This window comes from Sulfitobacter sp. KMM 9851, assembly GCF_057178245.1.
This window is the reverse complement of sequence record NZ_CM169991.1, coordinates 2,337,667-2,360,759: the sequence shown is the minus strand read 5'-3', so window position 1 is coordinate 2,360,759 and position 23,093 is coordinate 2,337,667. Positions and strand designations below refer to the sequence as shown.

The 23,093-nt window shown below is 62.1% G+C and carries 18 protein-coding genes; 12 read left to right on the top strand and 6 right to left on the bottom strand.

Annotated features, from left to right (window positions below; genetic code table 11):
- The first annotated feature begins 133 nt into the window (after positions 1 to 133).
- Both AC1965_RS11670 and rarD read left to right on the top strand, forming a co-directional pair.
- On the top strand, positions 134 to 589 hold the full coding sequence (locus tag AC1965_RS11670; protein ID WP_483884042.1) for a host attachment family protein: 456 nt from the start codon (positions 134 to 136) through the stop codon (positions 587 to 589).
- Between the two features lie 89 nt (positions 590 to 678).
- On the top strand, positions 679 to 1,599 hold the full coding sequence (gene rarD, locus AC1965_RS11665) for an EamA family transporter RarD (protein WP_483884041.1): 921 nt from the start codon (positions 679 to 681) through the stop codon (positions 1,597 to 1,599).
- Here the strand turns inward: rarD and AC1965_RS11660 are convergent.
- The gene (locus AC1965_RS11660) at positions 1,536 to 2,087 is read right to left on the bottom strand and encodes an LOG family protein (protein ID WP_483884040.1); all 552 of its coding nucleotides are present in this window, start codon (positions 2,085 to 2,087) and stop codon (positions 1,536 to 1,538) included. The genes rarD and AC1965_RS11660 overlap by 64 nt on opposite strands.
- A gap of 104 nt (positions 2,088 to 2,191) precedes the next feature.
- Here AC1965_RS11660 and AC1965_RS11655 point away from each other — a divergent pair, with 104 nt between their 5' ends.
- The 4 genes from AC1965_RS11655 (at position 2,192) to AC1965_RS11640 (ending at position 7,682) form a co-directional block, all read left to right on the top strand.
- On the top strand, positions 2,192 to 3,826 hold the full coding sequence (locus tag AC1965_RS11655) for a LysM peptidoglycan-binding domain-containing protein (protein WP_483884039.1): 1,635 nt from the start codon (positions 2,192 to 2,194) through the stop codon (positions 3,824 to 3,826).
- A gap of 108 nt (positions 3,827 to 3,934) precedes the next feature.
- Positions 3,935 to 5,806, top strand: a complete 1,872-nt coding sequence (locus AC1965_RS11650; RefSeq protein WP_483884038.1) for an ABCB family ABC transporter ATP-binding protein/permease — start codon at positions 3,935 to 3,937, stop codon at positions 5,804 to 5,806.
- Positions 5,807 to 5,931: 125 nt separating this feature from the next.
- Complete coding sequence (locus AC1965_RS11645; RefSeq protein ID WP_483884037.1) at positions 5,932 to 6,747, top strand: ion transporter; 816 nt, start codon at positions 5,932 to 5,934, stop codon at positions 6,745 to 6,747.
- Positions 6,748 to 6,812: 65 nt separating this feature from the next.
- Positions 6,813 to 7,682, top strand: coding sequence for an urea carboxylase-associated family protein (locus tag AC1965_RS11640; protein ID WP_483884036.1), 870 nt, complete (start codon positions 6,813 to 6,815; stop codon positions 7,680 to 7,682).
- A gap of 15 nt (positions 7,683 to 7,697) precedes the next feature.
- Here the strand turns inward: AC1965_RS11640 and AC1965_RS11635 are convergent, their stop codons facing one another.
- The 3 genes from AC1965_RS11635 to AC1965_RS11625 all read right to left on the bottom strand — a co-directional run bounded on the left by AC1965_RS11635 (position 7,698) and on the right by AC1965_RS11625 (position 13,521).
- Positions 7,698 to 8,150, bottom strand: coding sequence for a DUF302 domain-containing protein (locus AC1965_RS11635; protein WP_483884035.1), 453 nt, complete (start codon positions 8,148 to 8,150; stop codon positions 7,698 to 7,700).
- A gap of 184 nt (positions 8,151 to 8,334) precedes the next feature.
- Complete coding sequence (locus tag AC1965_RS11630) at positions 8,335 to 12,207, bottom strand: efflux RND transporter permease subunit (protein WP_483884034.1); 3,873 nt, start codon at positions 12,205 to 12,207, stop codon at positions 8,335 to 8,337.
- Positions 12,208 to 12,279: 72 nt separating this feature from the next.
- Positions 12,280 to 13,521: an efflux RND transporter periplasmic adaptor subunit gene (locus tag AC1965_RS11625; protein WP_483884033.1), complete on the bottom strand. Its 1,242-nt coding sequence runs from the start codon at positions 13,519 to 13,521 to the stop codon at positions 12,280 to 12,282.
- Positions 13,522 to 13,737: 216 nt separating this feature from the next.
- On the opposite strand from AC1965_RS11625, the gene AC1965_RS11620 reads away from it, so the two are divergent.
- From AC1965_RS11620 to der, 3 genes are all read left to right on the top strand, one after another.
- Positions 13,738 to 14,439: a hypothetical protein gene (locus AC1965_RS11620; protein ID WP_483884032.1), complete on the top strand. Its 702-nt coding sequence runs from the start codon at positions 13,738 to 13,740 to the stop codon at positions 14,437 to 14,439.
- A gap of 68 nt (positions 14,440 to 14,507) precedes the next feature.
- The gene (locus tag AC1965_RS11615) at positions 14,508 to 15,893 is read left to right on the top strand and encodes a PQQ-like beta-propeller repeat protein (protein ID WP_483884031.1); all 1,386 of its coding nucleotides are present in this window, start codon (positions 14,508 to 14,510) and stop codon (positions 15,891 to 15,893) included.
- Positions 15,894 to 15,953: 60 nt separating this feature from the next.
- Positions 15,954 to 17,435: a ribosome biogenesis GTPase Der gene (gene der, locus AC1965_RS11610; protein ID WP_483884030.1), complete on the top strand. Its 1,482-nt coding sequence runs from the start codon at positions 15,954 to 15,956 to the stop codon at positions 17,433 to 17,435.
- Between the two features lie 118 nt (positions 17,436 to 17,553).
- On the opposite strand, the gene AC1965_RS11605 is transcribed toward der, so the two are convergent.
- A complete protein-coding gene (locus tag AC1965_RS11605) occupies positions 17,554 to 18,267 on the bottom strand; it encodes a hypothetical protein (protein WP_483884029.1) in 714 nt (237 codons plus the stop codon).
- Positions 18,268 to 18,381: 114 nt separating this feature from the next.
- Between AC1965_RS11605 and AC1965_RS11600 the strand changes: the two genes are divergently transcribed.
- The gene (locus AC1965_RS11600) at positions 18,382 to 19,527 is read left to right on the top strand and encodes a DUF2235 domain-containing protein (protein ID WP_483884028.1); all 1,146 of its coding nucleotides are present in this window, start codon (positions 18,382 to 18,384) and stop codon (positions 19,525 to 19,527) included.
- Between the two features lie 80 nt (positions 19,528 to 19,607).
- On the opposite strand, the gene serS is transcribed toward AC1965_RS11600, so the two are convergent.
- Entirely contained in the window at positions 19,608 to 20,900 is a 1,293-nt protein-coding gene (gene serS, locus AC1965_RS11595) for a serine--tRNA ligase (RefSeq protein ID WP_483884027.1), read from the bottom strand.
- A 227-nt stretch (positions 20,901 to 21,127) separates the two neighbouring features.
- Here serS and yajC point away from each other — a divergent pair, with 227 nt between their 5' ends.
- Both yajC and secD read left to right on the top strand, forming a co-directional pair.
- Positions 21,128 to 21,406 carry a preprotein translocase subunit YajC gene (yajC, locus tag AC1965_RS11590; RefSeq protein ID WP_483884026.1) on the top strand — a complete coding sequence of 93 codons (279 nt, stop codon included), beginning with the start codon at positions 21,128 to 21,130 and terminating at the stop codon, positions 21,404 to 21,406.
- A 36-nt stretch (positions 21,407 to 21,442) separates the two neighbouring features.
- Positions 21,443 to 23,092, top strand: coding sequence for a protein translocase subunit SecD (gene secD, locus AC1965_RS11585; RefSeq protein WP_483884025.1), 1,650 nt, complete (start codon positions 21,443 to 21,445; stop codon positions 23,090 to 23,092).
- The last annotated feature ends 1 nt before the right edge of the window (position 23,093 follow it).

Sequence of the window (23,093 nt, the reverse complement as noted above, 5' to 3'; positions counted from 1 at the left end):
CGCCCCGCAGCACCCGCTCGCGGGGCGTTTTTGTATCCCAGCCCGCTATCTCCACCGCGTCCGCCATTTCTATGGAACAGGCACCGCCCGCAGGGGTTGGTCCTGTGAACATCCCAACCAAGGAGGCGCGCAAATGACCCTACTCAAAAAAGACACATGGGTGCTGATCGCAGACGGCGAAAAGGCCCTGTTCCTGCAAAACCACACCGACGGCAAAGACCCCTTTCTGCAGGTCGTTCGCAAGGAGGAACAGGAAAACCCCCCGAACCGCGAACAGGCCGCCAATCGCCCCGGCCGCTTTAGCGATGGCCCCTCAGAACACCGCTCCGCTGTTGATGACACCGACTGGCACGAAATTGAAAAAGAACGCTTTGCCAAGGACTTGTCAGACATTCTTTACAAGCTGGCTCACAAGGGGCGCTTTGACCGTTTGGTTTTGGTGGCACCGCCTGCGACATTGGGCGAATTGCGCGATAACCTGCATAAGGAAGTCAAAGACAAGGTGATCGGTGAAATCCCAAAGACGCTGACCAATCATCCCATCGACGAGATTGAAAAGATCGTGAAGGGCGAGTTGTCCACCGCCTGACCGCCTGGCCTGAATGCCCGGTCTGATTGCCCCTTGGCGTGGGGCGCATTTCCCGCCAAAAGGGAGCAACCCCGCGCCAAGGACTGACAATGACTGACACCTCCAAAGGATTCGCCGCCATGATTGCGGCCTGCTGCATCTGGGGGCTGTCGCCGCTCTTTTACAAATCGCTGTCCGACGTCCCAGCTACACTGGTTCTGTCGCATCGCACCATCTGGTCGCTGGTGTTTTTCTTTCTCGTTCTGACCGCGCAGCGCCGCCTTGGGGCGGTACTCGCTGCGATGGCAGGGTGGCGTGCCTTTGGCATCATCCTTTTTGCCTCAGTGATGATTGGGTTTAACTGGCTCATGTTCATCTGGTCGATCCAGAACGGCCACGCCACCGAGGCGGCGCTGGGTTATTATATCTTCCCGCTGGTTGCTGTGCTTCTTGGCCGGGTCGTCTTTGCGGAACGGCTTAACCGCTTGCAATGGACTGCGGTCGGGCTGGTGGCCCTCGCGGTCAGCCTGCTGACCTATGGCCTTGGCACGGCACCCTGGATCGCACTGGCCCTGGCGATAACATTCGGGCTTTATGGGCTGGTCAAGAAACGGCTCGCGGTGGGGCCTGTGGTCTCTGTCACCGCAGAGGTGTTGTTGCTGACGCCGCTGGCGCTGGGGGTGTTGTGGCAAACGGGTTACAATGGTGACCCGATATTTGGCTCCTCAACCCGCGATCTGGTGTTGCTGGTGCTGTGCGGGCCGGTGACGGCAACACCGCTGATCCTGTTCAGCTATGCCGCGCGTCGGCTCAGCATGGCCAGCGCCGGATTGCTTAGCTACATCAATCCAACGTTGCAGTTTTTCTGTGCAGTCGTGATTTTCCGTGAGCCGTTCACCGGCTGGCACGTGCTGACTTTTGTGCTGATCTGGGGCGCGCTGGCGTTCTATTCCGCGACCACTTTCCGTCAGGACAAGGCCCGGCGCAGGGCGGTCATTGCGGCGGCGGCATCGGGCACCGCTGTCACGTAATCCAGCAGGCTGGCGTCGGCAAAGCCGCGGTCGACCACATGGTGTAAAAGCGACATGAAGGGTTCCCAGTAGCCGTTTGTATTCACTAGAAAAACTGGCTTTTCGTGTAGGCCCAACTGGCGCCATGTCAGCACCTCGAAAAGTTCGTCCAATGATCCTGCGCCGCCGGGCAGAACAACCACCGCATCACAGTTCATGAACATGACCTTCTTGCGCTCGTGCATGGTCTCGGTCACGACGTAGCGGGTCAGATCTGTCTTGCCGACTTCCCATGCCACCAGATGCGCGGGGATCACGCCAAAGGTATCGCCGCCCGCCGCCTGTGCCGCCCGCGCGACACTGCCCATCAGCCCGACATCACCCGCGCCATAGACCAGCCGCAGTCCGGCATCGGCCAGCCCCTGACCAAGGTTTTCCGCATCGCGGGTAAAGGCAGCATCGTCGCCGGGGCGCGAGCCGCAGTACACACAAACCGATTTTTGCACCATGTTGCGCTCCTATCCTATTATGGAAAATGTGGCCGGGGCCGTTTGCTGTTTTGACCCGTGTTAGCGCGCTTGCTAGAAAGGCTCAACCACGGGGGAAGATTGAGATGACAAAAGGGCTTGGCGGTCTGGGCGGCAATGCGGGTGCGATGTTGGCAGGGGCCTTTGCGGCGGCTGTGCTGGCACTGGGGGCATGGATCGGTTCGACGCGTAATTCGGTATCGCCTGTTGATGCCACGACCCAATCGACGGCGATAGAGCCCGCCGCGAAATCCATGCCCGCGCCGGACACCACCGCCACGCCCGCACCTAACACGACACAACCGGCTTCGACGCAGAGCGCGACTGCGGATAGCGCGCCGCTGGACCCGACGCCAGACAGCACCGAGGCAGACAACAACCCCGTCGAGGTTGCCAAGATACCCGAGGTCACGCCGACCCCAATCCCCCCCGCCTTTGACGAGGTGCGCCGCGAACCCGACGGCATGACCGTGATCGCCGGCCGCGCGGCCCCCGGTGCGCAGGTTAAGATACTTCGCGATGGCGCGGAAGTTGCCAACGCCACGGCAGATGGTTTGGGCAAGTTCGCAGCCCTCGCCATGATCGCGCCGGATGGGAAAGGCCATGTGCTGAGCCTAGAGCAGATCACGCCAGAGGGCGCGATTGCATCGCTTGATGAAATCCTGCTGGCCCCGGTCACTGCAATCGCTGTGGACGCTGATGCAGGTGCAGCGCCAACATCTGCGGCTGACCAAGGTGCCACGCCCGACACCGATCCTGTGATCGTCGCCGAGGCCGCCCCTGCCGCATCTGAAAGCCCTGCCAGCGGCACCCCCAATGCATCTGCCGCCGATCCGCAGACGCCTTCGCCAAGTGGCGACGCCTCACCTGAAACTGCCCCGGAAGAATCGCCAAGCGTTGCGGCAGATGCACAAGCGACGTCAGAACCCGCACCCAGCAGCCCCGCGCAGACGACGGCGGCGCCCATCGTAACTGATCCTGCCCCCGTTGCCTCGCCGGAACCTGCTACAGCGCCACAGGGTGGCACCGCGCAAACCGGCACGCCCCAACCGCAGGTGCCTCAAACGGCTGAGCCTGCGACGGGTGACACTGCAGTAGCGCCTGAACCACCCACTGTGGCGGCAACGGCCGCGCCCGAAGCCACCGCCCCAGCAGCATTGGGCGCGGATGACGAACCCGCCGCCGACGCCCCCGTTGCGGTGCTGAAATCCACCGTCGATGGGGTCGAGCGGATCGACACCACACCGCCCGAAGTTATGGACACCGTGGCGCTTGACACGATCGGTTATTCCGACGAAGGGGCGGTGCAACTGGCCGGTCGCGCACAGGTGCTTGCACGGCAGGTGCGTGTCTATCTCGACAACCGTGCGATCATCAGCTTGCCTGTCGATCCAGACGGACGCTGGCGCGGCGACCTGCCCAGCGTGGATGCCGGCATCTACACCCTGCGGCTGGATGAACTATCTCAGGACGGCAGCGTGATCAGCCGGGTGGAAACACCGTTCAAACGTGAATCCGCCAGCGTATTGGCCGCTGCGACCCAAGGGCCCGACGGCCCGCTGAAGGCAGTGACAGTGCAAAAGGGCGACACCCTTTGGGCGATCTCGCGCGAACGCTACGGCGATCCACTGCTTTATGTTCGCGTCTTTGAGGTAAACGCCAAGTCCATCCGCGACCCCGATCTGATCTACCCCGGTCAGGTGTTTGACCTGCCCGATTGAACCGGAGGGCGCGGGGCGCCTGCGCTCGCATACCCGCTGTGCACGCCTGCGCACTGGCAACCCCGGTCCGGCTTGATTATGTAGGTCCCAACCACAGTAGGAACCTACATGTCGCCCAGAAATTCCACGACCTCCGCCGCTGCCTCTTCCGCCCAAGCCAGTACCGTCCCCCAGACCCTCAGCGATGAGGAACTGGCCGACGCCGCCGAGCGGCAGTCAGGCCTGCTGGTGTTGCGCAAGGTTGCACCCTACCTCTGGCCTGCCGACATGCCTTGGGTCAAACGGCGCGTTGTCTGGGCGATGCTCGCCCTGATCGTGTCCAAGCTGATCACCGTCGCGACGCCAGTATTCTACAAAGGCGCGGTCGATGCGCTGTCGAACGAAGGTGTTCCGATGCTGGCGCTTGGCGCGGTCGGGCTGACCGTGGCCTACGGGATGGCGCGCCTCATGGGGGTCGGTTTTGGCCAGATCCGTGATGCTGTCTTTGCGCGCGTGGGCCAACGTGCCCTGCGCATGCTGGCTCTTGAGACCTTTGATCACATCCACCGCCTGTCGATGCGTTACCATATCACGCGCAAGACCGGGGGCCTCAGCCGGATCATTGAACGCGGTGTCAAAGGTGTCGATTTCCTGCTGCGCTTTTTGCTGTTTTCCATCGGCCCGCTGATCCTAGAACTGATCCTCGTGGGCATCATCCTCGCGGTGCTGTTTGACGTTTGGTATCTCGCCGTGGTGGCTGTGACCATCGCGCTCTACGTTTGGTTTACGTTCGCCGTGACCGAATGGCGGGTGCGCCTGCGCCGCCAGATGAATGATCAGGACAATGACGCAAACCAAAAGGCGATCGACAGCCTTTTGAACTATGAAACCGTGAAATATTTTGGCGCCGAGGGCCGCGAGGCTGCGCGCTATGATGCGGCCATGGCAGGCTACGAAGAGGCGGCGATCAAAACCAATTATTCGCTCGCCTTCCTAAACTTCGGCCAGGCCCTGATCATCACCGCCGGTCTGGTTGGCGTCATGGTCATGGCCGCCATTGGCGTTCAGGACGGCGCGCTGACCGTGGGCGATTTCGTCATGGTCAACGCTTATATGATCCAGCTGACCGTGCCGTTGAACTTCCTCGGCACTGTCTACCGCGAAATCCGTCAGGCGCTGGTGGACATGGGGCAGATGTTCGGCCTGCTTGAACAACCGGCCGAGATTACGGACAAGCCAGACGCCCCCGCGCTCAAGGTCAGCGGCGGCCATGTCTCCCTCGAAAATGTACGCTTTGGCTATGACGCAGAGCGCGAGATTCTCAAGGGCATTACGCTCGAGGCCCTGCCTGGAGAGACAGTTGCCATTGTCGGCTCGACCGGCTCGGGCAAATCCACCATCGGGCGGTTGCTGTTCCGCTTTTATGATGTGGCCGACGGCGCGCTCAAGATCGACGGGCAGGACATCCGCGATGTCACCCAGCACTCGCTGCATCTGGCGATCGGCGTGGTGCCGCAGGACACGGTGCTGTTCAACGACACCATCGGCTATAACATCGCCTATGGCCGCGAAGGTGCCACGCAAGACGAGGTTGAAGCCGCGGCGCGCGATGCGCAAATTCACGATTTCATCCAATCGCTGCCGCTGGGCTATGACACCACCGTCGGTGAACGGGGGCTGAAACTGTCGGGGGGCGAAAAGCAGCGCGTCGGCATCGCCCGCACCCTGCTGAAAGATCCCGCCATTTTGCTGCTGGACGAAGCCACCAGCGCGCTTGACAGCGACACCGAGCATGAAATCCAGGATGCGCTGCGGCGTGCGGGGCAGGGGCGCACCGTGCTGACTATTGCACACCGCCTATCGACCATCGCCGACGCTGATCGCATCGTCGTGCTGGAAAAGGGCAGCATTGTCGAACAGGGCACCCATGATGCGCTGCTTGCCGCCAATGGGCGCTATGCCCAGCTTTGGCAGCGCCAACAGGCCGAAGAAGAAAGCTGATTAGCGCGGGTTAACCCCGTCCGCGTGCTGTGTTTTCGGCCTCGCGCGGTGCGCGGCCGAAATATCGCTGCCGCACCGGTCATGGCCCCTTGCGCCGCCTCCCTGCGCCACCGATATGTACGGCTATGACAGATCAAATCGCCTATTCCCCGCTTAGCCTGCGCGCCCGCGCCGCCCGTTTCGCCGACCGCCCGGCGTTGCAGAATTTCATCCTCGGTGTCATCCTGTTTAACGCGGTGATCCTTGGGCTTGAAACCTCTGATCGGGCGATGGCGCAGGCCGGCCCGTTGATTCTGCTTTTGGACAAGGTCTGTCTTGGCGTCTTTGTGGCCGAAATCGCGCTCAAGCTTTACGGCCGTGGGATGGATTTCTTTCGCCGTGGGTGGAGCATCTTTGATTTCATCATCGTCGGCATCTCGCTGATCCCGGCAACCCAGGGGCTTAGTGTGCTGCGCGCCCTGCGTATCTTGCGCCTGCTGCGCGTTGTGTCGGTGGCACCCTCGCTGCGCCGCGTGGTCGAGGGCCTGGTGAACGCGCTGCCCGGTATGGCGTCGGTGTTCCTGCTGATGGGGGTGATTTTCTACATCGGCTCGGTCATGGCGACCAAACTCTTCGGCGCAGCGTTTCCCGATTGGTTTGGTACGCTGGCGCGCTCGGGCTATTCGCTGTTCCAGATCATGACGCTTGAGTCCTGGTCCATGGGCATCGTGCGTCCGGTGATGGAGGTCTATAGCTATGCTTGGATGTTCTTCATCCCCTTCATCATGGTCACCACATTCGCGGTGGTGAACCTGCTGGTCGGTCTGGTCGTGAACTCCATGCAGGACGCGCATCACGAAGAAACCAACGAGCGTACTGACAATTACCGCGACGAAGTGCTGGGCCGCCTGGCCGACCTTGAGGCACTGATCAAATCGCAAAACGACGCGCGCAAACCCTGATCCGCCCCTTGGCCCCGGTTGGCATTCAACTATGCTGCGTCAAACCCTTGCCAAAGGACAGGTGCATGAAACCGGCCAACCCTGACTTTACCCCACCCGCTGACGCGGACGCGCGCCGCGCTGTTGCACCTGTCATCTGCTATCCAACCAGCGGCCTCGCGGCGCCCGACATTGCCGGGCTGACCGCGCTCCGTCAGCAGGCAATGCTTGCCGGGCAGGTCACGGCTGCGCCCCGCGATGCCGCCTGCATCGACGTGCCCGCCGGGTGCTTCTTTCGCATCACGTCTGTTGAGGGCGCGCAGGTCGGTGATCTGAACCTGTGGTCTCGTGCCGACCTGTCCGAACACTTCTACTCGGGCAAGACGCGTGCACTGCACGGCACCCACCTGTCAACCGGAGACCGCATGTGGTCCAGCTTTCCACATATGCGGCCCATGGCCACGATCACGGCAGACACGCTCGACTGGTACGGCTTCGACGCTTATGGCGGATCGGTGCATGACGTCATCGGCACCCGCTGCGATCCCTATACTGGGCGGTTACTGTCGGGCGGTGACTATCATCACTGCTGCCACTCCAACCTCACCCGCGCATTGGCGGCGCACTGCACCCTGCCACTGCCCGAGGCCGAAGCCCATGTTCACGACGTGCTCAACGTCTTTATGTGCACAGGCTTTACCCGCGATACCGGCCAATACTTCATGAAAGCGAGCCCGGTGCGCCCAGGCGACTACCTCGAATTTTACGCCGAGATTGACTTGGTTGTCGGGCTCTCTGCCTGCCCGGGCGGGGACTGTTCACAGGAACACACCTCTGACACAGCCCAGTGTCATCCACTGCTGATCGAGGTTTTCGACCCCGGTGAATCCGTCCGCGCGGGTCACGTTGAACCGGTCAGTTCTGCTTACGATCGCAGCCACGGGGTGTCAGGCTGATCACCCGCCTTGCGCTTACTGCGTAGCCACGGCCTTTTCCGTCAACTTATCGAGCGCGCCAGTCATCTTTTCGATGTATTCGGCCGCCTCAGGCAGGCCATGGGCCGCGACGAGTGCGGCGGGATCGTGATAGGTCACATGCACCACATTGGCGTCATCGGCATAGACCAGCACCCGCAGGGGCAGGTCCAGCCCGGCGGTCTGGACGTCCTGCATCGCAGGGGTGCCCAGCTTGGGGTTGCCAAAGATCAACAGTTGCGTCGGACGCAATTCCATATCCGCGCCTTCGGCCCCCGCCGCGTGATCCACACGGGCAAAGACCGTGGCCCCCGCATCCTCGACTGCGGCCACCAGCCGGTCCATCGTCACCGGCACGGTGTGCGGCGATATTTTCGCGACCATCTCCTGCGCCAGACCGGGCAGGGCGGTCATTGCCAAACCTGCCGCCAAAAGCGTTGCTCTCATCATCACGCACCTCCAGTTTCATGCTTGCCGCAGAACGTAGCGCGCCCTGTGCGCCCGGCCAGCCGACAAAGAAACGGCGGCGCATTTCTGCTCCGCCGCCACCTCATTCTTTTTGGTCCTAATATTCCTCGGGAGTTTGAGGGCAGACAGCCCTCAAAGGCCGCGCAGCGGCCTCGTTCGCCGGGCGCTACTCTGCGGCCTTCAGACCTGTGGCTGTCGCTGCCAGCGACGCGGCCCCGTCATCCCAGATGATCTCGGTCGTATGCATCCGCCGCGCATCGCGTTGCAGCGCCCAGTCCTGCGCCGCCCGACTGGCGCGTCCCATCGACAGTTTCGCCAAAAGCTGCGCCACCCAGCGGATATAGGTCGTCGCCCACACCCGGATCGCCAACATCGACGGCGTTACCATCAGCGTCAGCACCGTGGCAATCCCGAGGCCAAAGACCACCGCCGTGGCCAACTGCTTCCACCAAAGCGCGGTGGGGCTGTCGATGGTATAGCCGCCATCGGCAAAGTTGATCGACAGACCAAACATCATCGGAGCCAGCCCCGCCATGGTGGTGATCGTGGTCAGCAGCACGGGACGAATACGCGCCTGCGCCGTGCGAATGATTGCCTCGATCCTTGGCATATATCGCTCGAACTCCTGATAGGTGTCGATCAGGATGATGTTGTTGTTCACCACAATCCCCGCCAGCGCGACAATCCCGGTGCCTGTCATGATGATGCTGAACGTCTGATCCATCACCAGCATCCCGATCAATACGCCCGTGGTGGACAACACCACTGCCAGCAGCACCAGCACTGAATTGTAGATACTGTTGAACTGCGCCAGCAGGATGATGAACATCAGCCCCAGCGCGGCGGTAAAAGCGGAACTCAGGAACGCCTGGCTTTCCGCCTGGTCCTCCTGATCGCCGGTCCATTCATAATCCACACCCGCAGGCAGGGCATCGCCATTCAACCATTCGGTCAATACCTCGATACGTTCATTGGCCGTGACCGGCACCAGACGCAAATCGCCCGTTGCCAGCGCCGCCTGCAGATCGACATCCGACGCAGCCTCTGTACGGTGGCTCAGGTGGTAGGCAGTCCCATCAGGGCCGCTGATGTCGCCCGCGCCCCCCGCAGGCGTCAGCGTGGCGAGCGTCTCCGATACATCGACCCCGGCCACCTTGGCGTCCCGGACCAGTTTCATCAGACCGACACCAACACCGGCCTTCACATCCAGAATACGCTTCTGGTCCACCCGGTTGATCTCTGCCAGCTTGGGCACCGGCGTGCGGGTGATGAAATTGCTCAGCGGGATCAGCCCATCGCCGGTGCGCACCTTCAACGTGTCCAGCGTGCTGAGCAGGCGGTCTTTTTCTGGCAGTCGCACGCGGATCTCGATCTCTTCGTCCGAACTGTCGACCCGCATCGTATCCAACAACAGCCCGCGCGTGACCAATTGCACCATCGCGCCCACTGTCGCCACATTCGCGCCATAGCGCCCGGCCTTTTCCACATCCACGTCGATCTGCCAGTCGATGCCGGGCAGAGGGCGGGTGTCTTCGATCAGCCGCAGGCCGGGGGTAGCCTCAAACCGGTCGCGCGCCAGCGCCGTGGCGGCCACCAGATCGGCGTAGTTGTCGCCCTTCAACCGCAGATGCACCGGCTTAGCCGAAGCAGGGCCCATCGCGAGATTGAGGACCTCAACCCGGATGCCCGGAATCTGGCTCAGCTGCGCGGTCAATTCGTCAATCACAACATCCCCGTCAAAGGCCGGGTCCTGGCTTTTGCGGGTCACGTCAAAGCCCAGCAGCGGCACGGTGAACAGCACCTCTGTGCGGTTCGGGCGGTCCTCCCAGGGGATCGTTTCGAGTTGAATTTGACCGATAGAATCCTTGGGCGGTTGCGCCCCCCCGGTATTGCTGTCGAGCCCCCCTTCACCGGCAAATGCAAAGGCCGATTGGATACCGGGATGCGCCAGCACGATCTCTTCGGCCTGTTGCAGCAGGTCGTCCTTTTCCTCAAGGCTAAGGTTGCCGCGTGCCAGAACATAGACGATGGCCTGTTCCGGCTCAGACTCAACAAAGAACTCTACCCCTTTGGAATTATTGCCAAAGTAGATCATCGTCGTACCGACAAAGACAAAGACAACCCCTGCCACGACCAGGGGCATCACCGGGTTGCCTGCGATGAATTCGATCACCCGGCCAAACCCGTTGCGGCGGTAGCCTGCGGTGATCTGGTCGGGTGCGCGGCGAAACAGCCGCGCCGTGACCCAACGCCCGCCCCGGCCCAGCCGGGTAAACAGCGCAAAGAACGAAATCAAACCCAGCAGTATGCCCGCCAGCCCCAGCGCCAGCAGCGCACAAAGTGCAACAATGACGGCAAAGACGACCATAAAGGTCGGGATCACTGACCCCAACACGTTCAGCCCGTCCATCTCGCCAAAGCGCGACGAGATCACGGCAAACAGCGGCCCCGTGGCCCCCATCGCCGCCATCACCATCAGCCCGGCGAGGGGAAACAGCAGCAGATGCAGATACCAGCGCTGCGCCGCGATGCGTTGCATATACTGCGCCATCCAGCGCTCAAGCCGCCCTGTCACACCACCCATTACGGGCAGGTACACCAGCGCCACAACCAGCGACGCAGATAGAACAAAGATCAGCGTCACCGGCAACATGCCCATGAACTGCCCCGGCACGCCGGGCCAGAACAGCATCGGGAGAAAGGCACAAAGCGTCGTCGCGGTGGACGAAATGATCGGCCAGAACATGCGCTCGGCCGCTTCAACATAGGCATGCATCGGGCCCACGCCTTCTTGTTGCCGCGCATCGGCATATTCGACGACCACAATGGCCCCATCGACCAGCATCCCAACTGCCAAAATCAGGCCAAACATCACGATGTTACTGACCGAAATACCCATCAGGGCAAGAAAGGCGAAACACAAAAGGAACGACGTCGGGATGGCAAAACCCACCAACAACGACGCACGGATGCCAAGGGCAGCCAGCACCACGATCATCACCAGCGCCACAGCGGTAAAGACCGATCCCAGCAACTGCTGCACCATGCTGTTAACGATCCGGCTTTGGTCGTTAGAGGTGCCCACCGTCACCGCCGCGCGCAGCCCCTCTGGCCAGTCGGCGCTGCGTTCTTCCACGATCTGCTTTACCTGCGTGGCGGTGTCGATCAGGTTGAACCCCTTGCGTTTCACCACCTGCAGCGCCAGCGTCTTGTCGCCGTTAAACCGTGCGGTGCCAAGGCGGTCTTCGAATGTCAGGTTGATCTGCGCCAGATCGCCTAGGGACACCACCCGGTCGCCATTGGTTTTGACCGGCAGGTTGTAGACATCGGACGGTTCAGAGAAAGACGACGGAATTTTCACCGCAAACGTACCCTGCGCGGTGTCGATCTCGCCCGCGGCGATCAGTTGGTTGTTGTTCTGTACCACACTGATCAATTCACCCGCCGTGACGTTATAGGCCTCAAGCCGCAGCGGGTCGATCAGCACCTCAAGCATCTCGTCGCGGTTGCCTGCTATACCTGCTTCCAGCACCGCATCCATCGCTTCCAGGTCGTCTTGCAAGTCCCGGGCCACCCGGCTCATGGTGCGTTCGGGGACCGGGCCGGTCAGGTTGACGATGATGATCGGAAATTCGGAAAAGTTGATCTCGTTGATCGAATACTTTTCGGCCCCGTCGGGGAAATTCGCCTCGGCCGTCGACATGGCGTCGCGCACGTCGGCCATGATCTTGGTCTTGTCCCAGCCAAATTCGAATTCCAACGCCACACCGGCATAATTTTCCGCCGCCGTACCTGAAATGGTCTTCAGCCCGTCAAGATCTGACAGTTCCGTTTCCATCGGCTTGACCAGCAGGGTTTCACTGTCCGCCGCTGAGATGCCGGGAAACGGCACCGAGACGAACAACGCCGGAATTTCGATGTCCGGCTCGCCTTCCTTTGGCAAGGTGGAATAGGCATAGCCACCCACCACGAGGCTCAGCACGATAAAGGCCAGCACCATCCGCGCGCGGTTGGAGGCCCATTCGACGATTCCACTCATGACGCATCTCCGCTACGCGTTTCCACCGTTCCACTCATGACGCATCTCCGCTACGCGTTTCCACGATTCCACTCATTGGCTCAGCTCCCGCCATGTCGGCGCCACGGTGACCCCGGCGGTGACATATTCCTGGCCCACCACGATGATATCAGCCACGTCCGGCAGGCCGGTTACCCAGACGCCCTTTGTGCTGTCACGCATGATCTGGACAGGTGCAAAAGCAACCACCGCATCGGCATCGACCAGCCGCAGGCCAAGGGTGCCATCGTCGTTCAGCGTCAACGCAGATTGCGGCACCAGATGTGCCGTAACCCCGGCAGAAGAGATGGCGATTTCGGCGGTCTGGCCATCACTGATTGTCAGATCGGAATTCGGCACTTCGATTTCTACCCGAAAGGTACGCGTGGCCGGATCGGCCGAGCGCGACAGAAACGTCACCTTGCCCGCCACCTCAGCGTCGCCCGCAGCCAGCCGTGCGCCCGCCATCGCCCCCAAGGTGACGCGGTGCAGTTCGGTTTCAGGCACAAAGCCCACCAGCTTGATCGGGTCCAACTGGATGATCGTGGCACAGAGCGCGCCGGGTTGCAGCAGGCTGCCCAACTCCGCAGTGTCGCTTTCCAGCAGGCCGTCAAAGGGCGCGCGGATGGTCAGTCGCGTGATTTCCTTTTCTGCTACGGCCACGCTGGCGATCGCGCCTTCGATGCCGGAACGGGCCGCGCGCAGCCCCGCGGTGGCAGAACTCACACCGGCCTTGGCAGCCGCGACAGCGGCGTCGGCGCTGGCCACGCGGGTCTGCGAGGCGAAACCGTCCTGGATCAGCCGCGCCGCCGCGTTCTGATTTATCAACGCCTCGTCTAGCCGCGCCTGTGCCTCTTCCACCCGTGCTTCGGCCTCGGGCACACGCGATTGCGCCTCATTCAACCGGGCGCGGGTTTCTTGCAATGTTGCCTCGCGGGTGCCGGTATCGAGCGTGCACAGCGCGTCGCCTGCCTTGATCGTCGTGCCCTTGCGCAGCGGGGCAGAGGCCACCACCGCCGAGGTTTCGGCGCGCATATCGACCTGGCGGTTTGCGGCGGTCTGACCGCGCAGCACCACGGCGCTATCGACCTGCTGCGCTGTGACACGCTGCACCATCACCTTGACCCGTGGGCTGGCGGCATCTTGGGTGGTATCGGGGCTGGCCGCAGTCGTCGAGGGCGCGCCCGATTCTTCGGATGTGATGCCCAAGATCGCCTTGAGCTGGGGGCGGGCAACAATAGACATGCCCAGTATTACAACAACGACCAACGCCGCGAGGATTGAAAAAATACGCATCAAGCAGCCTCAAATTGGAAACCCACCCTTCAAAACGGGTGGCAATATCGGGGCCTATTTAACCTATGACAACTAAACTGACTAGTTCAGAAAGCATTATTTTGCATAGACGTGTCCATATGCAGCAACACGGCGGTCGGCTGTGCCGTTGCGGGGGGCTTGGCTTGGCCGGTTACGCGCGGTATGAGGGGCAAAATAAGGGCAGGGGCCGGCACCATGAGCGATACCGACAGTTTCATTGACGAAGTGACCGACGAGGTCCGCCGTGACCGTCTTTATGGCGTGATGCGGCGCTATGGCTGGATTGCGGTTCTGGCCGTTCTGCTGATCGTGGGTGGTGCGGCGTGGCGCGAATACCGCAAGGCACAAGATGACGCAGCCGCCCAAGCGCTTGGCGATGCCATGCTGGCAGCACTTGACGCCGACGCCAGTGCCAACCGCGCCGAGGCACTGGGCAATATCCAAGGCACCACAGCAGGCGCCAATGCCACGCTGAATTTCATGCGCGCCACGGCACAGGCCGACGCGGGCGAGGTCGACGCGGCCATTGCCAGCCTCGACGCCATTGCGGTCGATGGTGCGGTGGCCCCGATCTACCGCCAGCTGGCACAGTTCAAATCTGTAACCCTCAAGGGCAAGGCCGCCCCGGTCACAGATCGCCGTCAGTCACTTGAGGCATTGGCCCAGCCCGGCGCACCCCTGCGCCTGCTTGCCGAAGAACAACTGGCCCTGATCGACATTGAAACCGGCGATGCGGCTGCGGCAGTGGCGCGCTATCAGGCCATTCTTTCGGATGCCGAAACCAGCCCGGACTTGCAACAACGCGCGCTACAGGTGATTGTGGCGCTGGGGGAAGAACCTGTGCTCGACGGGCGCACCAGCCAGACCGATGACACGGCCCCGACGGACAGCAATTAAACCACTGCTTTCGGGCGGGACAACCATCGCGGCACAGGTAACGTGAAGACAGAAAAGTGAGCAGGGCCATGACCAAGTATCGCAATCTTCAGGCGGCTTCCCCGGCTGCGCGCCGTTTTGGGGTGCTGGGCGCGGTCACGGCCACGCTGCTGCTGGCGGCCTGCGCAGAAAAAGAAACGTATCTGCCGGGCAAGCGCGAGGGCATCCGGTCGATCCTGCAAAATCCGGGGCTGGATGATGCTGCGCTGGATATTGCCGATCTGGGTGCTGTGCCTGCCAATACCGCGCGCGCCATCGCCCTGGGCGGCACCGTGAACAACGCCGGCTGGACCCACAGCATCGGCACTGCCGCCACCCGCATTTCTCACCCCGCGCTGCGCGCCACGCCACAACTGGCCTGGACCGCAAACATCGGTGCAGGTGACAGCCGAAAGCTGCGCATTACCGCCGATCCGGTGGTCGCGGGCGGGCGCGTCTTTACTCTTGATTCCGGTGCGCAAGTTACGGCCACCTCGACCTCTGGTGCGACACTGTGGACCCGCGATCTGACGCCTGCGTCCGATCAGCAGGGGCAGGCCACCGGTGGCGGCATGGCGATCGACGGGGACACGCTTTATGTCTCGGTGGGCTATGGCGTGCTGGCCGCGCTTGATGTGGCAACCGGCGGCGTGCGCTGGACCCAAGACCTTGATGCGACAGGGTCGGGCACACCGACCGTGTTGGGTGATCTGGTATATCTGACGGCGGGTGACGACACCGGCTGGGCGCTGCGCAAATCCGATGGCCGTATCCAGTGGCAGACCGGGGGCTCCACCAGCCTGCAAAACGTGCTCGGCGCGCCGGCCCCAGCGGTCACAGGGCAATTGGCGATCTTTGCCTTCGGCTCGGGCGAGGTGCACGGCGTGTTTCGGCAGGGCGGGCTAAGCCGGTGGGAATCTTCTGTTGTCGGCAGACGCCCCGGCCGCGCACTCAGCCATGTGTCGGATGTCACCAGCGCGCCGGTCGTGTCGGGCGATACCGTCTATGTCGGCAATCACTCGGGCCGTCTGGCAGCACTTGACGTCGCCAGTGGCAGCCGCCGCTGGACCGCACGCGACGGCGCAATCGGCCCGGTCTGGCCTGCGGGTGACAGTGTCTTTGCCATCACCGATCTGAACGAACTGGTGCGCCTCGATGCCAGCGACGGCAGCCGCATCTGGGGCGTCCCGCTGCCCAATTTCGTCAAAGACAAGCCCAAAAAGCAGTCCGAAGTCTTTGCCCATTATGGCCCGATCATCGCTGGTGGCCGCGTCATCATCGCCTCCAACGACGGCAAGTTGCGCAGCTACGACCCCACCAATGGGGTGCTGACCGGCAGCACCGATATACCCGGCGGGGCGACCACAGCACCGGTCGTGGCAGGTGGCACGCTTTATGTCGTGTCAGCCAAAGGGCAATTGCACGCTTTCCGTTAGGCGCCAAATAGTCTAAGGCGCGTGTTTGAAGTGGCCGCAGCCCGGCCCGGAGCCTGATCTATGTCCTTTACCCTCGCCATCGTGGGCCGCCCCAACGTGGGCAAATCCACGCTGTTCAACCGCCTTGTCGGCAAACGTCTTGCGCTGGTCGACGACCAGCCCGGTGTCACCCGCGATCTGCGCGAAGGCGCGGCCAAGCTGGCCGACCTGCGTTTTACCGTGATTGATACCGCAGGTCTGGAAGAAGTCACCGACGACAGCCTTCAGGGCCGTATGCGCCGCCTCACGGAACGTGCCGTGGATATGGCCGACATCTGCCTGTTCATGATCGACGCACGTGTGGGTGTCACCCCCTCTGATCTGGTCTTTGCCGAGAATCTGCGCAAGAAATCCGCGCATGTGATTCTGGCTGGCAACAAGTCGGAAGGCAAAGCCGCCGATGCCGGCATGATCGAGGCCTATTCGCTAGGGCTCGGTGAACCGATCCGCATGTCCGCCGAACACGGCGAGGGGCTGAACGATCTTTACACGATGCTGATGCCCTTGGCCGATGAATTTGCTGAACGGGCGGTGCAGGATGCCCCGGAAACCGATGTCGATCTGCCCGAGGACGACGGCGAGATTGATCCCGATTTCGTTCCCGTGCCGACCCGCGCCAAGCCGCTGCAAGTGGCCGTCGTGGGCCGCCCCAACGCGGGCAAATCCACGCTGATCAACCAGATCTTAGGCGAAGACCGGCTGCTGACGGGCCCCGAGGCGGGGATCACGCGCGATGCTATCTCACTGATGACCGATTGGGTCGGGCCTGATGGCGTCGCCGTGCCAATGCGGATTTTTGACACCGCAGGCATGCGCAAAAAGGCCAAGATTCAGGAAAAACTTGAAAAGCTGTCGGTCAGCGATGGTCTGCGCGCGGTCAAGTTTGCCGAGGTCGTGGTGGTTTTGCTCGACGCCGAAATTCCTTTTGAACAGCAGGATTTGCGCATCGCCGACCTGGCCGAGCGCGAAGGTCGCGCCGTGGTTGTTGCGGTCAACAAATGGGACATCGAAGAGAACCGTCAGGAAAAGCTGAAAGAACTCAAGGAAAGCTTTGAACGCCTGTTGCCACAATTGCGCGGCGCGCCGCTGATCACAGTCAGCGCCAAGACGGGCAGGGGTCTCGACCGCCTGCAGGCCGCGATCATGAAGGCCTATGAGGTCTGGAACCGCCGCATCACCACTGCCCAGCTCAACCGCTGGCTCGCGGGTATGATGGAGGCGCATCCGCCCCCCGCGCCGCAAGGCAAGCGTATCAAATTGCGCTACATGACACAGGCCAAGACCCGCCCGCCGGGTTTCGTTGTGATGTGCAGCCACCCCGACAAGGTGCCTGAAAGCTACAACCGCTATCTGGTCAACGGTCTGCGTCTGGATTTCGACATGCCCGGCACACCGATCCGGCTGTGGATGCGCGGACAGTCCGATGCGAACCCCTATAAGGGCCGCAAGAAGGCACCACCGTCCAAGCTGCGCAAGCACACCGAAGGGCGGCGCAAAAACTAATCAAGATTACCAAGCGCAGGCGTGCCGGGCCATCGCCCGCCGCCCCGTGGTGCCAAAGTCGTGCCAGGCCGTTGATGGTGCGTCTTTTGTGCGACGGGCAGGCGATGGCCCTCAGTGCCTACCGCTTGAGCGCCGCCAGCGTCGGCAGTGCGATGACCGCGCTGCCCGCAAGCGCCACATAGGCGACCACTGGCGTGCTGTTCCAATTGGCCACGACAATCGCCGCCAGCCCCCAAATCACCCCCAGCCCGTAAGTCGGCGTGCGCCCCAAGGCGATTTGCACCAGCAACGCCAGCACAATCGCCATCCCGACAAAAACCAGGGCCGCGCTGCGCGGCTCCAACAGGCCGTAGCCCGCCGCCAGCAGCGCCAGTGACACACAAGACGCCGCCGAAAGCCAACCGGCATAAAGCCCAACAGGGGCGGCCGCCCAAAGACGGTTTTCCACCGGGGCCACGAACAGCGCCACCAGCGCCGTGATCAGCATCACCCAGATCAGCACCGCCGCCCACACCGGGCTGAGCACCGCCACCGACAACCAGCCGACACCCACCGCCAGCGACAGGCACAGCGGCATCCGCATATCGTGCCACTGCCCATCTCGCCGCGCCATGATCAGCCCCCAACCCATCCCGATGATCAGCCACAGATAGATCAGCCCCCAGATCGAAAAGGCATAGCCCGCAGGCTGCGCAGGCGGGTCGATCTGCGGCACCGGGAACTGGTCGGGATCAAATCCCGCAAAACTGGTGACAAACAGCGGAGAGGCGGCAAATGCAATGGCAAGTAACAAGGCGAGGGTCGCAATCAGGGGGCGGGTGTATCCGGTCATCTAAGCGCTGCCTTTCCGTGATAATTTACTTTTGCGGCGAGGCGGCTATGCTCACCCCATTATATTAATGACTTAGCTCAAATTGATCCTAGCGCCGGAATAAGGATAAGCAACGTGGCACGTATCGCGATTTTCTGCGATGGCACCTGGAATTCGCCGTCACAGGCGCAACCGACCCATGTACACCGTCTGTTCGAGGCCGTTGTGCCCGACGCCGACCAACGCCCGGTTTACGTCCCCGGCGTGGGCACCGGCAGCACCGGCTGGCGCGGCTGGTTGGGCAAATGGGCCAACAAGCTCGGTGGCGGTGTGTTTGGCTGGGGTCTGGACGACACCATCAAACAGGCCTACCGCGCTCTGGCGCTGCTCTACCAACCCGGTGACAGCATCCTGATCTTCGGCTTTTCGCGCGGCGCCTATACGGCGCGGTCTCTCGCGGGGATGATCCGCAAGGTCGGGATAATCGACAATCCCACGCGGGCAAGGGTCGACACGGCGTTTGACCTTTACCGTCTGCCGGGGCCGGAAAACCACCCTGACGCGCTGCATGTGCTGCACAAGCGCCGCGCGATGTCACCCCGTTTTGCCACGTCGCGGGCCGAACTGGACTGGCGTGTGACACTGGGCGAGATGGACAGCGCGCATCTGGTACGGATCGACTATCTGGGCATCTGGGATACTGTCGGCGCTCTGGGCATCCCCAGCAGCTTGATCGGCCCGATTGCCGCGCTTTGGAACCGCAAGTACCAGTTTCACGACACCCGCCTGTCCGGCATGGTGCGCGCCGCCCGTCACGCAGTGGCACTGGACGAGCGGCGGATATTCTTCCGTCCCAGCCTCTGGGATAACCTTGAACAGCACCGCGACGGACCGGGGCTGAACGCCGGGGACCGGTCGCCCGACAGGCCCTATCAGCAGGTCTGGTTTATCGGCACCCATGCCATCGTCGGCGGGTCATCGGACGACCGGGCGCTGACGGGGATCACGCTTGATTGGATGGCCGCCGGCGCACAGGCGCAGGGGCTGCGGCTGCGCGAGGCACCGCCGCTGCTGGACGTGGCGCAGGATGCCACAGCAGACAGCGTCGACCTCATGGATGTGCCGCTGACCTACCGGATATTTGGCTCTTTGCTGGATTGGCGCAAAGGGCCGGGGCATGAAATTGATCTGCATGGGTCGGTCGACGCCCGTGTCGCGGCACACACGTCATATCGTCCCCTGTCATTGAAATCACTCAGGCCAAAGCTGTTTGAACGCTGAGTGATTTTCGGACCCGAATAATCCGCAGCCGCCCGGCCAACGCCACCCTACTGGGCGGCGATGGCCATAGGCGGCTAATGTCAGGCCAGCACACCCTCAGCCGTCAGCATCGTCTTGCCGCCAAGATAGGGCGCCAGAACAGCAGGCAGCACCACCGACCCATCGGCCTGCTGACCATTCTCAAGCACCGCAATCAAACAGCGCCCCACGGCCAGCCCGGACCCATTCAGCGTATGCACAAACTGCGGTTTGCCACCATCAGCAGGCTTGAACCGCGCATTCATCCGCCGCGCCTGAAAATCCCCGGTGGTCGACACCGAAGAAATCTCGCGGTAACAATTCTGCCCCGGCACCCAGGCCTCGATGTCATAGGTGCGCCGCGCGCCAAAACCCATATCGCCGGTACACAAAAGCACGGTGCGATAGGCAATGCCCAACCGCTCCAGAATATCCTCGGCACAGCCCAACATGCGCTTTTGTTCGGCGTCACTGTCATCTGGATGTGTGATCGAGACCATCTCGACCTTCTCGAACTGGTGCTGGCGCAACATCCCGGCGGTGTCCCGCCCCGCGCTGCCGGCCTCGGACCGGAAACACAATGTATGCGCCGTCAGCCGGATCGGCAGTGCGCCCGCGTCCAGCGTGTCGCCCCCCACCGAATAGGTCAGCGGCACCTCGGACGTCGGCACCAGCCACCACCCATTTGTGGTCTGATAGCTATCCTCGCCAAATTTTGGCAGCTTATCGGTGCCATACATCGCCTCATCGCGCACCAGAACAGGCGAGTTGACCTCGGTCAGCCCGTTCTCATCCACATGGGTATCAAGCATGAACTGCGCCAAGGCCCGGTGGATACGCGCCACACCGCCCTTGAGCATGACAAACCGCGCGCCCGACGTCTTGGATGCTGTTTCAAAATCCATACCCGGCACAACACCGGGGATCTGGTAATGCTCCAGCGGGCTGAAATCAAAGCTGGGCTTGTGGCCCCAGACCTTCACCTCAACATTGTCGGCCTCATCCTTGCCCTCGGGCACGTCGTCTGCAGGGCTGTTGGGGATACGGGCGAGCATGTCGGTCAACTTGTCATCAAGCGCCTTGGCTTCGGCCTGCATCGCAGCCACTTCGGCCTTCTTGTCGCTGACCAGCGCGCGCAGCCGCTCAAACTCGGCCTCATCGCCCTTGGCCTTGGCAGCGCCGACCTCTTTGCTGGCCTTGTTTTGCTCGGCCTGCGCGGATTCGGCGGCGGCAATCTTGCTCCGGCGCGCGGCATCCAACTCCAACACGGCATCGGAAACCCCCGCATCACCGCGCCGTGCGAGTGCTGCATCAAAGGTGGCGGGATTGTCGCGAATGGCGCGGATGTCGTGCATGGGTCTGGTCCTTGGATCAGGTGAGTCGGGTTAGGGCGTTATGCCGGATTTACGGGGCGAGGGGTAGGGTGCGATGGATGCCGGGCAGGCGCCATTGCGATTTGGCGCAGGGCCACAGGGTTTCGACCCTTTCCGCCCTTGCACCCACCCCTGACCACGCTTAGGTTCTGCCAAAATTCGCGGCGGGCACTTCTGCTGGCCCATACCCATATAAAAGGACCACTTCCATGCAAGGCATCCAGCAATTCGTGCCGCTGATCCTGATCTTCGCGATCATGTATTTCCTGCTCATCCGGCCCCAGCAGAAAAAGGTCAAGGAACATCAGGCGATGGTCGCGGCACTGCGCCGGGGCGATCAGGTGGTGACGCAGGGCGGCATCATCGGCAAGGTCGTCAAGGTCAAGGAAGACGGCGAAGTCGAAGTCGAGATTGCGGATGGCGTCAAGGTGCGCGTGGTGCAGTCCACCATCGCGACCGTCGTGTCCAAGACCGAACCGGCGAAATAAGCCTTTACCTCAGGCCGCAAGCAAAAAGGCGGAACCATGCTTCAGATTGATCTGTGGAAGCGCATAGCCATCGTGCTGACCTGCGCGGTCGGCCTTTGGCTGGCGCTGCCAAATGCCTTCTATTCCCCTGTCGAGCAACACAACGACGCCGTCGCGGCGATCGAAGTGCAGGGCAACACGCCCGAGTTGGACCAGCAGCGCGCGCTGTGGCCTGACTGGATGCCGTCGGGGCTGGTCAATCTGGGGCTCGACCTGCGCGGCGGTGCGCATCTGCTGGCCGAGGTTCAGGTCGGCGATGTCTATGCCAACCGCATGGAAGCACAATGGCCCGAGGTGCGCGATGCTCTGCGCAGCCTGACCCCCGTGCGCCGCGAAGAAGCGCCCGCAGGCGAATTGCGCGTCCGTCTGAACGACGCCGACAAGATGGCCGAGGCGCTGGAAATCACGCGTGGTCTGGCGCGGCCTGTCACGACCCTTGCTGGCACAGGTAACAATGACATCGACGTCAGCGGCAACAACGGCGTGATTACCGTTACCCTCTCCGACGCGGAGAAACAGGCGACGGACGAACGGACGATGCAGCAAAGCCTCGAAATCGTGCGCCGCCGGATCGACGAAGTCGGCACCCGCGAACCCACGATCCAGCGGCAGGGCACTGACCGTATCCTGATCCAGGTGCCCGGTATCGGATCGGCGGCAGAGCTCAAGGCGATTATCGGCACCACCGCGCAGCTGACATTCAACCCCGTCGTCAGCCGCGGCTCTGATGGCAGTGCAAACCCCGGTATCGGCAATTCCGTGCTGCCGTCGTCTGACGAAGAGGGCGTGTTTTATACTGTTGAGACAGCCCCCGTCGTGACCGGTGAACAATTGGTCGACGCCCAGCCCAGCTTTGACCAGAACGGCGCACCTGCTGTCAGCTTCCGCTTTGACACCACCGGCGCACGCAAATTCGGCAACTACACCGCCGACAACATCGGATCGCCCTTTGCCATCGTTCTGGATAACGAGGTCATTTCGGCCCCAACCATCCAGAGCCATATTCCGGGCGGGTCCGGCATTATCACTGGCCGCTTCTCAGTCGAAGAAAGCACCAAACTCGCGGTGCTGCTGCGCGCGGGTGCCCTGCCTGCCGGGCTGAGTTTTGTCGAAGAACGCACCATCGGCCCGGAACTGGGCCAAGACAGTATCGACGCGGGCAAGGTTGCGACCATGGTCGCTTTTGGCGCCGTACTGTTTTTCATGTGGGCGTCCTACGGACTGTTTGGCCTTTTTGCCAATGTCGCGCTGATCATCAACGTCGGAATGATCTTTGGCCTGCTCAGCCTGATCGGGGCCACGCTGACCCTGCCGGGCATTGCGGGCATCGTGCTGACCGTCGGCATGGCGGTGGATGCCAACGTGCTGATCTTTGAACGCATCCGCGAGGAATTGCGCACGGCCAAAGGCCCGGCGCGCGCCATCTCGCTGGGCTACGAACGTGCGCTCTCGGCCATTCTGGACGCGAACATCACCACCTTCATCGTGGCGGTGATCCTGTTTGTCGCGGGCTCCGGCCCGGTGCGCGGCTTTGCCGTGACCCTTGGCCTTGGGATCATGACATCGGTCTTTACCGCCTATTTCGTCACCCGGTTGATGGTTGTCATCTGGTTTGAATACCGCCGCCCCAAGACAATCGAGGTTTGAT

Bases quoted from the DNA above. Each gene is read 5' to 3' on its own strand.
- AC1965_RS11670 (WP_483884042.1), top strand. From the start codon at position 134: ATGACCCTACTCAAAAAAGACACATGGGTGCTGATCGCAGACGGCGAA.
- rarD (WP_483884041.1), top strand. From the start codon at position 679: ATGACTGACACCTCCAAAGGATTCGCCGCCATGATTGCGGCCTGCTGC.
- AC1965_RS11660 (WP_483884040.1), bottom strand. From the start codon at position 2,087: ATGGTGCAAAAATCGGTTTGTGTGTACTGCGGCTCGCGCCCCGGCGAC.
- AC1965_RS11655 (WP_483884039.1), top strand. From the start codon at position 2,192: ATGACAAAAGGGCTTGGCGGTCTGGGCGGCAATGCGGGTGCGATGTTG.
- AC1965_RS11650 (WP_483884038.1), top strand. From the start codon at position 3,935: ATGTCGCCCAGAAATTCCACGACCTCCGCCGCTGCCTCTTCCGCCCAA.
- AC1965_RS11645 (WP_483884037.1), top strand. From the start codon at position 5,932: ATGACAGATCAAATCGCCTATTCCCCGCTTAGCCTGCGCGCCCGCGCC.
- AC1965_RS11640 (WP_483884036.1), top strand. From the start codon at position 6,813: ATGAAACCGGCCAACCCTGACTTTACCCCACCCGCTGACGCGGACGCG.
- AC1965_RS11635 (WP_483884035.1), bottom strand. From the start codon at position 8,150: ATGATGAGAGCAACGCTTTTGGCGGCAGGTTTGGCAATGACCGCCCTG.
- AC1965_RS11630 (WP_483884034.1), bottom strand. From the start codon at position 12,207: ATGAGTGGAATCGTCGAATGGGCCTCCAACCGCGCGCGGATGGTGCTG.
- AC1965_RS11625 (WP_483884033.1), bottom strand. From the start codon at position 13,521: ATGCGTATTTTTTCAATCCTCGCGGCGTTGGTCGTTGTTGTAATACTG.
- AC1965_RS11620 (WP_483884032.1), top strand. From the start codon at position 13,738: ATGAGCGATACCGACAGTTTCATTGACGAAGTGACCGACGAGGTCCGC.
- AC1965_RS11615 (WP_483884031.1), top strand. From the start codon at position 14,508: ATGACCAAGTATCGCAATCTTCAGGCGGCTTCCCCGGCTGCGCGCCGT.
- der (WP_483884030.1), top strand. From the start codon at position 15,954: ATGTCCTTTACCCTCGCCATCGTGGGCCGCCCCAACGTGGGCAAATCC.
- AC1965_RS11605 (WP_483884029.1), bottom strand. From the start codon at position 18,267: ATGACCGGATACACCCGCCCCCTGATTGCGACCCTCGCCTTGTTACTT.
- serS (WP_483884027.1), bottom strand. From the start codon at position 20,900: ATGCACGACATCCGCGCCATTCGCGACAATCCCGCCACCTTTGATGCA.
- yajC (WP_483884026.1), top strand. From the start codon at position 21,128: ATGCAAGGCATCCAGCAATTCGTGCCGCTGATCCTGATCTTCGCGATC.
- secD (WP_483884025.1), top strand. From the start codon at position 21,443: ATGCTTCAGATTGATCTGTGGAAGCGCATAGCCATCGTGCTGACCTGC.